A 12,456-nucleotide genomic window follows, 5' to 3' on the forward strand; every position below is an offset into this window, starting at 1 on the left:
GTGTGGCCAGGGGATCAGACAAGTCTGATCACTGTCCCCTTTTGGGGCCAATCGGGAACCCCTCCACAAGTGCGGCGCTATAGTAGCAAAGCTTTCGTATGTGTAAAGCCTTTAGACTAACTTTTTCCTAAAGTTTTATGTCGTTAGGCCGATAAAGAGACTGAACTCATGATTTCTGGATGTTTTCTATGCAGGCTGAGGCCATATTGGTCAATGAGTGGCAGCTCGGAGATTCCCTGAGTCAAGCCATTCAAACAGAGAGACGTAGCGACTTTGGCTTAATGTTAGCCATGTTGTCGCAAGACGTCCGGCTGCATGCGGAATTTCAACTGCCAAAACCCGCTGGAGAACAGGAACAGGATCTGCGAGAGCGTTTTGCTCTGCCAGAACCTGAGCAGGCCAAAGCTCAATACAAAGATGCGCAGCGCAGCTGTCGTATCGCCAGTGCCTTCCATCAATCCGGCCTGCCCCAAAGTCGTCTGCAACATTGTCTTGATCCCGACGCCCTGGTGTATGAGGGGAGTCACAGCGCTGCCATGCAACAGGCTCTGGCGAACTGCTCTCCAAGCGTAAAGCGCGAAGATGCTCAGGTTCAGGCAGCAAGGCAGCCTGGTCAGTGGCGTCTCGAGCAGCTGCTGGCGGCTCAGCGTCTGCAGGCGGGAGCATTGGTATAACCAATCAACTCAATCGGTAAATTGGTTATACCAATGTGATCTCCATCAAATCAGCGGCCCACTCTTGAAGGCTATACTCTAGTTTGAATCCCCATCAGTTTTCAGAGGTAACAGATGAGCATTACGAATAAGGGCGCTGGTTGCGATACCTGTGGTTGCTATATGGATATTGGCGCCATCATTGCGGAAGAGGACAACATCCTGACTCTGCCGGTTCAAGGGTCCGATGAGCAGTCTGCAATGGGCTTTTTCGACGACTATGTTCAAAAGGCTAAAGCTCGTTTCGCCGAGGTCGGCACCGACACTCAGTGGGATGCCGAAAATAATGTCCTGACTGGAAAGCTTATCTTCAGCTGCGCGGCGGAGCGCATCATCTTCGAGATGACTCTGGCTGGTTAACAGAGCTCAGAATTGAAAAAGGAGTGCATTGGCACTCCTTTTTTTGTCACAAACCTGCTTAAAGGCAGCACTTCTTGGCTTTCTTACCGCTTCCGCAGGGGCAGAGATCATTTCGTCCCAATTTTACTGCTGGCTGGATCTCCCCACTGTGGTAATACCATCTGGATTCCAGACGGCGGAATCGGGATCGCTCCCACAGCGCCAGGATCTCCTTACCTTGTCGGTACCAGGCTCGAAACTCCACCACCCCTTCATCCTGTTCACAGGGCGGAACATCGGTAATCTGTAAGCCCACAAAGTCACTCTCTTCGCAGCTCTGTTTGAGCACCTGTTCGGTCAGCCCCTGGCGGGTTTCCGGATCATGAGTGGTCAACAGATAACTGGCTTGTGCCGTGACGAAGGCAGAGTAACGGGAACGCATCAACTGTTCAGGGGTTGTGGCGAGTGCCTTACCGAGATGAAAAGGTTGGCAGCAGCGCTCGAAGGGGAGGGGGCCGCCGCAGTGACAAAGGCTCATCGGCTGCGCTTCTCCTGGTCCTGAGTGGTGGCAGGGCGGTACTCTTCGTAGAAAAGCCCCTCCTTGCGCTTGGCGTCCAGGAATCGGTTTACCTTGGTGCGATTGGCAGAATCGCTGATGATGCGCCACTGATCCAAATTGTCTTTCTGGAAGCTCATAATGAATTTGCCGACAAATTCGCTGGCAGGCTGTTCGGTGCTGCGGTCAGGGGTATACACCACCAGATAATAGCCCGCATCAGTCACCGTGCCGTCGGAGACCCGGCGGTTGACCACCCGGTAGTGGACTTTGAGTTCCGCACCACGTTTTTTGATCTTCTTGAACCAGTGTCCGAATCCCTTGGCAATCTGATCCCGGCCGGAGAGCAGGCCCTCCTCTTTGGACGCACTGATCAAGCAGGCACCGTCGCTGTAGAACTGCACCAGGCGATCGGTGTCCAACTCGTTGTAGGCCTGACTGATGTTGTCGTAGACCTGATTAATCTCTTTATTGATGTCGGCCGCGAAGACGGGCAGAGCCGTCACTAGGGTCAACATCAGGGCTAGAATGCGCACGTATCGTGCTCCACCTTTAATACACACCTTTACTATCGCCGTAGGGGGCAAAATCTGTAAAGGTTGAAACCATTACAAAGTTTGACACGAGAGCTCAGACTCACGTGGGCAAATGGTGAGCGGTCAGACCGTCAGTCACTCAACGCCAATTTTGGATTGGGTATACTAACAGAGTTATCACCTTAGCGGAGGCTAATATGCAATCAAACGAGATGGACGAGTTTCTGGATGCTATGGCCGACGTCAAACCCATTGGGAAGCAGGACAAGCACACTCCTTTGCAATCTATGCAGGGACCCACGGAAGCCCAGTTGGCACGAAGGTTTGCAGCCCAAACCGATGGCAGTGGCAACCGCGACGGCGTCAGTGATGAGGGGGTAGAACCTGTCGAACCAGAGGACCCAATTGGCTTTGCACGGGACGGAGTCCAGCACGGCGTCTACAAGAACCTGAGGCTGGGAAAATACCAGGTGGATGCCAGATTGGATCTCCATGGCCTGAGTGTCCCCCAGGCCAAACAGACTTTGTTACAGTTCATCAAGGATTGCCAAAAGGTTGAGGTCAGAACTGCTCTGGTTCTTCACGGAAAAGGATTGCACACCCGTCCTTTTAAAGGTCTGCTCAAGAGCTATGTCGCCCATTGGCTTCCACAGATGCCGGAAGTGCTGGCGTTCCATTCGGCGCTGAGACAGCATGGCGGAAACGGGGCTATCTATCTGCTGCTTAAGAAAGGGGACCGCCAGAAGACGGAAAACCGTGAGCGGCATCAGAAACGCTGAATTGGGTTTATCCATGGCCATGCTATAGTGGCTAACACCGACAGTCAGCAAGCCGCTGAACAGAAAAGAATACCTATGATTTGCGCGATTTATAAAAGTACAAAGAAGCTCGACACCTACCTCTTTATCAACAAGCGGGATGATTTTTCTCAGGTGCCAGAGGCGCTTATGGAGATGTTCGGCAGGCCCGAGTTTGTGATGATTTTGCCTCTGTCCAAACTCGGAAAGTTGGCTCAGGCGGATATTGAGAAGGTACGAGACGGCCTGAGTGACAAGGGATTTTATCTGCAACTGCCTCCTCCGCAGGAGGATTTGTTGAAATCTCACAAAGAGTGGCTTAAGTCACAACAGGAAGAGTGAACCCAAGGTTAGGGAGCGACAATGAAACTCAAATGGCTAGCGACACTGGGTCTGGCGATGGCTTTGCCTCTGCAGGCCGCCGACAAGATGAGCTTCGAGGAGTATGTGGGGCAGTTGAAGAAAGAAGCCGCAGAGCGCAACTTCAGCCAGGGCACCATAGATTCTGCGTTTGCCGGCATCAAGCTGCATAAGCGGGCAATCAAGGCAGACCGCAATCAACCTGAGTTCAAGAAAACCCTGGATACTTACCTGCCACAGGCCGTGCCTGACTGGAAGGTTGCGAAAGCACGAAAGCTGATGAAGCAACACAATGAGCTGTTGCAAAAAGTGGGTAAAGCCTACGGTGTGCAACCCAGGTTCATTGTTGCCCTGTGGGGCATCGAGACCAATTTCGGCAACTACACCGGTAACTTCTCGGTGGTGGGGGCCACGACCTCTCTGGCTTATGAGGGGAGGCGAGAAGCGTTTTTCAAAGACCAGCTGTTTGCCGCACTGACCATTCTCGAAGAGGGGCACATCAGCGCCGATCAGATGAAGGGCTCCTGGGCAGGCGCCATGGGACAATGCCAGTTTATGCCCACCTCATTCCTGGCTTATGCGGTTGATTTTGATGGTGATGGTAAGAAGGATATCTGGAACAACAAGGCCGATGTCTTTGCGTCTGCTGCCAACTACCTGAAACAGGTTGGCTGGCGTGATGATCTGACCTGGGCCAGGCAGGTAACTCTCACTCAGCCGGTGAAGAAGGAGCAGACAGGCCTAAACGTTAAACTGTCCCTGTCTCAATGGCAGGAGCTGGGTGTCCGCCGCTTCGATGGGTCGGACTTGCCGTCCCGGGAGATTCAGGCTTCTCTGGTTCAACCCGATGATGCCGAAGGACGTAGCTACCTGGCCTATGCCAATTACGATGCCCTAATGCGTTGGAACCGAAGTCATTACTTTGTTGCTGCCGTGGGCCACCTGGCAGACAGAATCAAGTTCTCTCAGTAACACCAGAGGGGGCGATGGCCCCCTTTGTTGAGTGCGAACCACTATCTCCGCAGTGGTACCTCTTGGTTGCTCGGGTCATTGCCGGTCAAAATCTGATCTTCATAGATAAACACGCCCTAGTGATATTTTCTGCCATGATCGCTATAATGCCGCGCCCAGTGGGGCGAGGTTGATGAGTAACAGAGGTAGAACGGTGAGCGCAGAGCAACCTTTTTGGCAAAAGCCCTTAACCCAAATGAATGAACAGGAGTGGGAGGCACTCTGTGACGGCTGTGGTAAGTGCTGCCTGAATAAGCTGATCGATGACGATACCGAAGAGGTATACTTCACCAATATCGCCTGCCAGCTGTTGAACGACAAAACCTGTCAATGCAGTCGCTACGATACCCGATTTAATTATGTGCCGGATTGCTACAAGGTCACCCCTGAGAACGTGGGCACCATTGCCTGGTTGCCCACCAGCTGTGCCTACCGCCGTCTCCACGAGGGGCGCGGCTTGCCCAGCTGGCACCCTCTGATCACCGGCAACAAATCCAAGATGCATCAGCAGGGAATGTCGGTGCGTCGCAAGGTGCTCAGTGAGCTGGATGTCGGTCCTGACCCGGATCTTTTTGGTTTCATCGTGGTGTGGCCGCTGGATGATGTGGACTGACAACAACATGAAAAGAAAGGCGTGCTTGGCACGCCTTTTTTGTTTGTGCTCATAGGTAATTCGTTAACTACAAGAACAATTGGCAAAGTCGAAATTGCAAAATTAATTTAATTGAACTTGGTTATTGAATCTCTTTAATATTGCGATCAGTAAAACAGATTTAAATTGCCGCTATTGATCAATTAAATAGATCGGTGTGATTTATTCACTTTGTGATTGTCAGGTAAAGTAAATATGCAAATTATTTCCTTGCCACTGAAATAGATGTATGGCAGGGCGAATACAATATTAATCCCTTCGTTAAATAGTCCATTAATCAGGTTCAATAAGTCACACTTTTTAAGTGCACTCTCTATTATGAGTGTGATATTACTATGCCGCCTAGGTGAGAACAGGGTGATCGCTGTCGCATGTGACTGATACATAAGGGTGTGCCAGTCATGTTGCATGGGTATTTCTCAGTTTTAACATCTCCTGTGCCGTGACAACTTTGTGCCCGGACAGTTTGCCTAGAGCATGTTCAATACTGGTTCTAATCGCGCCAAAAAAATGCCATGAGCAAAAAAATGACACTGGTTGAGTTTCAATCTCGACCGGTGTCGAAATTGAGCTTTGTAGGTTTATTCCAAGAGTGCGAATGAAGTCTTAATTGGGGTTGGAAGTAAATTAATCCAAACGGATGGATCTATGAAAGGAATGAGCTTTAAAGCCAGTTTAATGGCGATGTCTTTGGGTTTGCTGGTTCTGGCTTTGGCGGTCACCAGTGTAATTTCAGCGAGAAATATGAGCCATGCCATCAGCGAGGAGGTTAAGTTCTCCATGGAGCAGGCGGTGAGTCACGAGAGTTCGGCGCTCAAAGAACTGGTGGAGAGAGGGCACCGGGCGGTGGATGGTCTGGCTGAGCTGTTTGATGGCCATCAGAGCTGGGATGAGAATCAGTACCTGTCTGCCTTAAAGGAGGCCGAGCTGGTCACCGGGCTCCCCGGAATGATGCTGGGACTGGAGAGCGGGGAAGGCTACGCATCTCGTGCCTTTAAGGGTTGGCCCCAGGGAGTGTTGCAGCCCAGTCAGGATGTTACCGGCCGCCGCTGGTACCAGGTGGGCCGGTCAGGCAATGACACCCAGGTGACCGATGTCTACTTTGTGCCTGGTGATACTACGCCCTATCTGTCCATAGTGAAGCCGGCCTCTAAAGGAGTGGTGGCCGCCAGCCTGGCGATGAGTGAGTTGGACAAGGTCTTGAGCCAGGTGGAGCTTGCTCCCGGCACCATTGCCATTCTTGCCGAACAGAGCGGCAACATCATTGCCACGACCTCCAAATTTGCTCCGGTACAGACCTCTTTGTCTGCGGTACCCGGTTTGGGTGAGCAGGCAAACCGAGTGTTGGTCAGTGACAGCCTTTATTCCGAATATGTACTTAACGACACCGACAAGCTGGTGATCTCCAATCGGATTCCGCTTCCCGGAGGCAACTCCTGGTATTTCCTGATTGCCGTGGAGAAGGATGTGGTCTACGCATCGGTCTCCGAAGCGAATCAGACGGTGGTACTCACCGGCGTCATCAGCACACTGATCTCCGCTTTGGTGTTGGTGGTGATGCTGAACTACCTCTATCGGCCCATCGTGGCACTGAAAGAGCGGGTGCAGGACTTGGCTGAAGGGGAGGGGGACCTGACCCAGAGGCTGGAGGTGCGCTCCGACGACGATCTAGGAAAGATCTCCAACGGCATCAATACCGTAGTCAGTTCTCTGCAGACCATGATGTTGGAAGTTCGTCAGGTGACTGGCGAGCTGGCCCATGGTGTGGATGTGCTGAAGACCCAGGCGGAAGAGAATGAGGCGATCCTGGCCAGCCACATGTCTGAGACGGATCAGGTGGCGACGGCCATGGAGGAGCTCAATGCCACCGCAGAGACTGTGGCCAGCAGCGCAGCAGAAGCGGCCCAATACACCCGAGAGGCCAACCAGACGGGCGAGCAGTCCAAGGTGATTGTGGCCCAGGCCCAGAGTTCGGTGATCTCTCTGGTGGAAGAGGTGGAAGTGACCGCCGGGAATATTCAGAGCATGAGCGATGAAACTCACAGCATCAACTCCATACTCAAAGTGATTGGTGAGATAGCCGATCAGACCAACTTGCTAGCGCTGAACGCCGCCATTGAGGCGGCCCGGGCTGGCGCACAGGGGCGTGGATTTGCCGTGGTGGCGGAGGAGGTTCGGGCCCTGGCTGGACGGACCCAGCAGAGTACGGCAGAGATCGAAAAAGCTCTGGAGGTGCTACTTCAGGGCTCCAGCAGAGTGGTCACGGCGATGGCTGGAACCAAGAAGACCTGCGAAGAGACCGCCAGTGGTGCCCAGGAGGTGTCTGGCAGCCTTGAGACCATGAGCAGCTTTGTGTCGGACATCAACGATTTGAGTTCTCAAATCGCCACTGCCGCAGAGGAGCAGAGTAGCGTGTCTCAGGAGATCAGCCGTAACATGACCGCCATACGTGAGATGGTGCTCAAGCTGGCCGACAGCGGAAATCAGACCCTGGATGAGGCCAATAGCCTGGCCGCGGTCAACACCCAGCTTCTGGGCATAGTGAGCCGGTTTAAGCTGGACTAGTATTGCTTAGTTTGAGAAAGGGCTGCCCTGAGGCAGCCCTTTTTTTGTTCAGAGGCTAGTGACAACTGCCTCCGCAGCACTCGCCGCCCTTTTTCTTCTCATTCAGCGTAGTCAGCCAGAACAGCAGACAGAGAACCAGATGCACCGCAAAGAGTCCGATGAGCCACTGGGCCATGGAGAGGCCCAGAAAGGACCAGGGTGAGTCACTGCAGTCTCCCGTGGGCATAAACACACTGGGAATCCACTCATGCAGAGGGGCCCAAAGAGGGAAGTTGGGGATGGCGTCACAGGTAGAACCGAACAGAGTCGGGGGAGCGGTCTGCTTGGCATGCAGCGTCAGATTCAGAGACAGGGCCCAGGCTGAGCTGCCTGCCCAACCGAGAAACCCCAAGGTGCGTAGGGGTTTATAGTCGGGACGGATGGCGGTGATCAGAGCCACCAGCATCAGGGCAAACACCGCCAGCCTCACATAGATACAGTAGACGCAGGGCTTGAGATCCATGCCGTACTGGAACACCAGGGCGATCAGCTCCAATGCCAGGGCCGAGGCGGCCAGCAGCAACCAGCTGCGTCGCTCAGAGGTGAATTGTCGGGCTTGGTCCAGCATGGTGACTCCTGAAAAACTTACAAAAAAACGCCCTCAGATTGTGAGGGCGTTTCTATCAGAAGGCAATATGCAGTTCTAAATCATTATCATTTAGTGATGGCCGGCACTGATGGCGCCCGCGGCTGCTTCTGCGACTGAGTGGTGGTTGATCCAATGCATCTCATAGAAGTACTGAGTCAGGTTATCCAGCAAACCGAATTCGATGGTCGCCAGGCCCACAAAGGACATCACTATGGTGTAGGGCAGGGCCAGAATCACCATGCGACCGTAAGACAGGCGGATAAGCGGGGCCAGGGCCGAGGTCAGCAGGAACAGGAAGGCAGCCTGGCCGTTGGGGGTAGCAACGGAGGGCAGGTTGGTACCTGTATTGATGGCCACAGCCAGCATGTCGAACTGGTCTCGGGTGATCTTGCCTTCCAGCAAAGCGGTCTTCACTTCGTTAATGTACACGGTACCCACAAACACGTTGTCGGACACCATGGACAGCAGACCGTTGGCGATAAAGAACATCACCGCCTGAGTCTTACCGGAGTAGGAGAGTACCCAGGTGATCACTGGAGCAAACAGACCCTGCTCGATGATGACGCCTACAATGGCGAAGAATACGGCCAGCAGGGCGGTAAAGGGCAGAGCCTCTTCAAATGCCTTACCCAAGGAGTGCTCATCGATAATGCCATTGAAGGAGGTGGTCAGAATGATCACAGACAGACCAATCAGACCTACGGCCGCCAGGTGCAGTGCCAGGCCAGCCACCAGCCACAGGCCTACCAGACCCTGAATGATCAGCATGGCACGGTCCTTGTTGGTACGGCGCTTATCTTCATACTCGGCGTAATCAACCAGGATCTTGCGAACAGACTCGGGCAGCTCTTCACCGTAACCCACGATCTTGAACTTCTCGACCAGCACACAGGTCAGCAGGCCGGCGGCCAGTACAGGTATGGTCACCGGGGACATGCGCACGAAGAATTCGGCGAAGTTCCAGTTGGACTGGGCGGCGATGATCAGGTTCTGAGGTTCACCGACCATGGTGCATACGCCACCGAGGGCGGTACCCACACCGGCGTGCATCATCAGGTTGCGCAGGAAGCCACGGAACTGTTCCAGGTCGTCCTTGCACAGGTCGTCCTGTTCGTCGTTGTTGTGGTCGTGATCCTGAGTGAAATCCTTACCCGACGCGACCTTGTGGTAGATGGTGTAGAAACCAATGGCTACCGCAATGATTACCGCGATAACGGTCAGGGCATCGAGGAAGGCAGACAGGAAGGCAGAGAAGAAACAGAAGGCTAGAGACAACAAGGCCTTGGAACGGACCTTGGTGACCAGCTTGGTAAAGATGAACAGCAGCAGCTGCTTCATAAAGAAGATACCCGCCACCATAAAGATAAGCAGCAGAATCACTTCCAGGTTGGCTTCCAGCTCATGGAGCACGGTTGCCGGTGAGGTCATGCCTATGGCCACAGCTTCGATGGCCAGTAGGCCGCCGGGCTGAAGCGGGTAGCACTTCAAGGCCATGGCCAGGGTAAAGATGAACTCAATCACCAGCAGCCAGCCGGCGATAAAGGGGTCGATCGCGAAGACAATCGGGTTGATCACCAAAAAGGCGATGATTGCCAATTTGTACCACTTAGGCGCCTGGCCTAAGAAGTTGTGAAAAAAGGCTTGGCGTAGACTTAGTGCCATAGCTCCCTTCCTTACTATTTTATCGATTTTATTGTGGTGTCGCAGACAGATGGGCGATCATACTCGGATTTGTGGTTAACGTTAACTGACACCGAATATCAAAAATCCTTATCATTATTTGATAATGCTAAGGTTCGACCACTTTTTTACAGTTAATCTGGCTGCGAATCCACCGAATAGCATGTTAAAGTTGTGAACGAACTCAATTTAGTTAAATATTTGGGGAGCGGATCGCATTTTTGCATTTGTTCTTTATTTGCTAAGATAATTCAATTACACCTTGTTCAAGAGTCGTAAGGCCCCCGTGACTATGATAATAAAAGCGCAGAGTCCAGCAGGATTTGCCGAAGAGTACATCGTAAAATCCATATGGAACAATAAGTTCGCACCTGGAACCATACTGCCAGCGGAGCGCGAACTGTCCGAGCTGATCGGGGTAACCCGAACCACTTTGAGGGAAGTTTTGCAGCGTCTGGCCAGAGATGGCTGGCTGACGATTCAGCACGGTAAACCGACCCGGGTGAACAATTTCTGGGAGACCTCCGGGCTTAATATCCTGGAAACCATTGCCCGCCTGGACCAGGATGGCGTGCCGGAGCTGATGGATCAACTGCTCTCCGCCCGCACTAATATCAGCGCCATCTATATCCGCTCTGCGGTGCGCTATAACCCGGTGCGTGCTCAGGAAGTCTTGTCTCAGTGGAGCGACATCCATGATGATCCCAGTGCATTCTCCGATTACGACTACAACCTGAACCACTCCCTGGCTATGGCCTCGGACAACCCCATCTACGCCCTGATCCTCAACGGCTTCAAGGGTCTCTACAGCCGGGTTGGCCGATACTACTTCAGTCAGGAAGCGGCCCGGGATCTGGCTCGTAACTACTATAAGGACCTGCTGAAATGCGCCGAGCAGGGGGATGCCGACGAGGTGCCTCACATCGTTCGCAAATATGGCATTGAGTCCGGTAAGTTGTGGATGAGAATTCGCTCCGATATGCCCAAGGATATCGCCGAGTAAGACCGTCGTGGTCTGCCATACAGAAAAAAGCCCGCTTCAGCGGGCTTTTTTGTGGTCAGTCGAACGGTGAATATGGCCTGCAGGCTCCGGTGGGGCTCTGCCGTTACTCTTCGGCTTTGGCCAGGCTTCGGGCAATGATCTCCGTATTGCCGTTCTCCTTCTCCTCCTCCAGGTAGACATCGAACCCCCACAGGCGGTGCAGGTGCTTCATCACCTCCTCCTTGCTGTCAGCCAGGGGGATGCGACTGTGGGGCTGATAGCGGAGAATCAGTGAGCGGTCCCCTCTGACCTTGACGTTCCACACCTGGATATTGGGCTCCAGATTGGAAAGGTTGTACTGGGCGGACAGGTTCTGTCTTAATTCCCGATAGCCCTCATCGTTGTGGATGGCGCCCACCTCCAGGTAACTCTTGCGGTCGTCGTCCTGAACGGTGAAGAACTTGAACTGACGCATTATCTTGGGTGATAGGTATTGAGAGATAAAACTCTCATCCTTGAAGTTATTCATGGCGAAATGCAGGGTGTCCAGCCAGTTGGAGCCGGCGATATCCGGGAACCAGCGTTTGTCCTCCTCGTCCGGGTCCTCGCAGATTCGACGGATGTCCTGGAACATGGCAAAGCCCAGGGCGTAAGGATTGATACCGCTGTAGTAGGGGCTGTTGTATTCCGGCTGCATCACCACATTGGTGTGGCTGTGGAGAAACTCCATGATGAAGCGGTCTGTCACCAGGCCTTCGTCATAGAGGTGATTCATGATGGTGTAGTGCCAGAAGGTGGCCCAGCCCTCGTTCATCACCTGGGTCTGTTTCTGGGGGTAGAAGTACTGGGAGATCTTGCGAACGATGCGCACCACCTCACGTTGCCAGGGCTCCAGAAGCGGCGCATTCTTTTCGATGAAGTAAAGCAGGTTCTCCTGAGGATCGGATGGGAAGCGGGGGGCCTGCTTGTCCTCCTCCTCACTCTGGGTAGCCGGCAGGGTGCGCCACAGATCGTTGACCTGAGACTGCAGGTAGGCTTCCCGCTCTTTGAGACGCGTCTTCTCCTCACGTAAGGAGATCTCGGCGGGGCGCTTGTACCTGTCCACACCCAGGTTCATCAGGGCGTGACAGGAATCCAGCAGTTCCTCAACGGCGTCGATGCCATGGGCCTCTTCGCACTCGGCAATGAAGTTCTTGGCGAATACCAGGTAGTCGATGATGGAGTCAGCATCGGTCCAGGTCTGGAACAGATAATTGCCCTTGAAGAAGCTGTTGTGGCCGTAACAGGCGTGGGCCATCACCAGGGCTTGCATGGTGATGGTGTTCTCCTCCATCAGGTAGGCGATACAGGGGTTGGAGTTGATCACGATCTCGTAGGCCAGGCCCATTTGACCGCGCTTATAATGACGTTCAGTTTCAATGAACTTCTTGCCGAAGGTCCAGTGGGAGTAGCCGATGGGCATGCCGACACTGGCGTAGGCATCCATCATCTGCTCGGCGGAGATCACCTCTATCTGATTGGGGTAGGTGTCCAGCCGGTACAGCGTGGCTACCCGCTCAATCTCTTTGTGATACTGATCCAGAAGGTCAAAGGTCCAGTCTGGTCCGTCTGACAGGGTACGTTTCTCGGTCATCGGT

General features: G+C 53.5%; 13 protein-coding genes. 8 read left to right on the forward strand and 5 right to left on the reverse strand.

What is annotated here, in order from left to right; genetic code table 11:
• The first annotated feature begins 188 nt into the window (after positions 1-188).
• Both G505_RS22095 and G505_RS22100 read left to right on the forward strand, forming a co-directional pair.
• Positions 189-674, forward strand: a complete 486-nt coding sequence (locus G505_RS22095; protein WP_169628234.1) for a VC2046/SO_2500 family protein — start codon at positions 189-191, stop codon at positions 672-674.
• A gap of 114 nt (positions 675-788) precedes the next feature.
• Positions 789-1,073 carry a DUF406 family protein gene (locus tag G505_RS22100; RefSeq protein WP_084644081.1) on the forward strand — a complete coding sequence of 95 codons (285 nt, stop codon included), beginning with the start codon at positions 789-791 and terminating at the stop codon, positions 1,071-1,073.
• Between the two features lie 58 nt (positions 1,074-1,131).
• Here G505_RS22100 and G505_RS0119365 read toward each other — a convergent pair whose 3' ends face one another.
• Both G505_RS0119365 and G505_RS0119370 read right to left on the reverse strand, forming a co-directional pair.
• Positions 1,132-1,590 carry a YchJ family protein gene (locus tag G505_RS0119365; RefSeq protein WP_028111030.1) on the reverse strand — a complete coding sequence of 153 codons (459 nt, stop codon included), beginning with the start codon at positions 1,588-1,590 and terminating at the stop codon, positions 1,132-1,134.
• Positions 1,587-2,144 (reverse strand): YybH family protein, encoded by a 558-nt coding sequence (locus G505_RS0119370; RefSeq protein WP_035385590.1) that lies wholly within the window; start codon positions 2,142-2,144, stop codon positions 1,587-1,589. Before G505_RS0119370 ends, G505_RS0119365 begins: the two co-directional genes overlap by 4 nt.
• A 197-nt stretch (positions 2,145-2,341) precedes the next feature.
• Here G505_RS0119370 and smrA point away from each other — a divergent pair, with 197 nt between their 5' ends.
• From smrA to G505_RS0119395, 5 genes are all read left to right on the forward strand, one after another.
• Positions 2,342-2,923 carry a DNA endonuclease SmrA gene (gene smrA, locus G505_RS0119375; RefSeq protein ID WP_028111032.1) on the forward strand — a complete coding sequence of 194 codons (582 nt, stop codon included), beginning with the start codon at positions 2,342-2,344 and terminating at the stop codon, positions 2,921-2,923.
• 75 nt (positions 2,924-2,998) lie between these two features.
• Positions 2,999-3,283: a YcgL domain-containing protein gene (locus G505_RS0119380; protein ID WP_028111033.1), complete on the forward strand. Its 285-nt coding sequence runs from the start codon at positions 2,999-3,001 to the stop codon at positions 3,281-3,283.
• A gap of 21 nt (positions 3,284-3,304) precedes the next feature.
• Positions 3,305-4,273, forward strand: a complete 969-nt coding sequence (locus tag G505_RS0119385; RefSeq protein WP_028111034.1) for a lytic murein transglycosylase — start codon at positions 3,305-3,307, stop codon at positions 4,271-4,273.
• Between the two features lie 172 nt (positions 4,274-4,445).
• Positions 4,446-4,925, forward strand: a complete 480-nt coding sequence (locus G505_RS0119390; RefSeq protein WP_051216500.1) for a YcgN family cysteine cluster protein — start codon at positions 4,446-4,448, stop codon at positions 4,923-4,925.
• Positions 4,926-5,708: 783 nt separating this feature from the next.
• The gene (locus G505_RS0119395; protein WP_051216502.1) at positions 5,709-7,529 is read left to right on the forward strand and encodes a methyl-accepting chemotaxis protein; all 1,821 of its coding nucleotides are present in this window, start codon (positions 5,709-5,711) and stop codon (positions 7,527-7,529) included.
• A gap of 55 nt (positions 7,530-7,584) precedes the next feature.
• On the opposite strand, the gene dsbB is transcribed toward G505_RS0119395, so the two are convergent.
• Together dsbB and nhaB are read right to left on the reverse strand one after the other, a co-directional pair.
• Positions 7,585-8,136: a disulfide bond formation protein DsbB gene (dsbB, locus tag G505_RS0119400; RefSeq protein WP_035385592.1), complete on the reverse strand. Its 552-nt coding sequence runs from the start codon at positions 8,134-8,136 to the stop codon at positions 7,585-7,587.
• A 90-nt stretch (positions 8,137-8,226) separates the two neighbouring features.
• Positions 8,227-9,819 (reverse strand): sodium/proton antiporter NhaB, encoded by a 1,593-nt coding sequence (gene nhaB, locus G505_RS0119405; protein ID WP_028111038.1) that lies wholly within the window; start codon positions 9,817-9,819, stop codon positions 8,227-8,229.
• Positions 9,820-10,129: 310 nt separating this feature from the next.
• Between nhaB and fadR the strand changes: the two genes are divergently transcribed.
• Positions 10,130-10,840: a fatty acid metabolism transcriptional regulator FadR gene (gene fadR, locus G505_RS0119410; RefSeq protein ID WP_028111039.1), complete on the forward strand. Its 711-nt coding sequence runs from the start codon at positions 10,130-10,132 to the stop codon at positions 10,838-10,840.
• Positions 10,841-10,943: 103 nt separating this feature from the next.
• On the opposite strand, the gene G505_RS0119415 is transcribed toward fadR, so the two are convergent.
• Positions 10,944-12,452, reverse strand: a complete 1,509-nt coding sequence (locus tag G505_RS0119415; RefSeq protein ID WP_035385593.1) for a SpoVR family protein — start codon at positions 12,450-12,452, stop codon at positions 10,944-10,946.
• Positions 12,453-12,456: the final 4 nt, after the last annotated feature.

It is taken from the genome of Ferrimonas futtsuensis DSM 18154, from assembly GCF_000422645.1.
In the GTDB taxonomy this organism is placed as follows: domain Bacteria; phylum Pseudomonadota; class Gammaproteobacteria; order Enterobacterales; family Shewanellaceae; genus Ferrimonas; species Ferrimonas futtsuensis.

Excerpts from the sequence above, each read along its gene's own strand:
- G505_RS22095 (WP_169628234.1), top strand. The coding sequence starts at position 189 with ATGCAGGCTGAGGCCATATTGGTCAATGAGTGGCAGCTCGGAGATTCC.
- G505_RS22100 (WP_084644081.1), top strand. The coding sequence starts at position 789 with ATGAGCATTACGAATAAGGGCGCTGGTTGCGATACCTGTGGTTGCTAT.
- G505_RS0119365 (WP_028111030.1), bottom strand. The coding sequence starts at position 1,590 with ATGAGCCTTTGTCACTGCGGCGGCCCCCTCCCCTTCGAGCGCTGCTGC.
- smrA (WP_028111032.1), top strand. The coding sequence starts at position 2,342 with ATGCAATCAAACGAGATGGACGAGTTTCTGGATGCTATGGCCGACGTC.
- G505_RS0119380 (WP_028111033.1), top strand. The coding sequence starts at position 2,999 with ATGATTTGCGCGATTTATAAAAGTACAAAGAAGCTCGACACCTACCTC.
- G505_RS0119385 (WP_028111034.1), top strand. The coding sequence starts at position 3,305 with ATGAAACTCAAATGGCTAGCGACACTGGGTCTGGCGATGGCTTTGCCT.
- G505_RS0119390 (WP_051216500.1), top strand. The coding sequence starts at position 4,446 with ATGAGTAACAGAGGTAGAACGGTGAGCGCAGAGCAACCTTTTTGGCAA.
- G505_RS0119395 (WP_051216502.1), top strand. The coding sequence starts at position 5,709 with ATGAGCCATGCCATCAGCGAGGAGGTTAAGTTCTCCATGGAGCAGGCG.
- dsbB (WP_035385592.1), bottom strand. The coding sequence starts at position 8,136 with ATGCTGGACCAAGCCCGACAATTCACCTCTGAGCGACGCAGCTGGTTG.
- nhaB (WP_028111038.1), bottom strand. The coding sequence starts at position 9,819 with ATGGCACTAAGTCTACGCCAAGCCTTTTTTCACAACTTCTTAGGCCAG.
- fadR (WP_028111039.1), top strand. The coding sequence starts at position 10,130 with ATGATAATAAAAGCGCAGAGTCCAGCAGGATTTGCCGAAGAGTACATC.
- G505_RS0119415 (WP_035385593.1), bottom strand. The coding sequence starts at position 12,452 with ATGACCGAGAAACGTACCCTGTCAGACGGACCAGACTGGACCTTTGAC.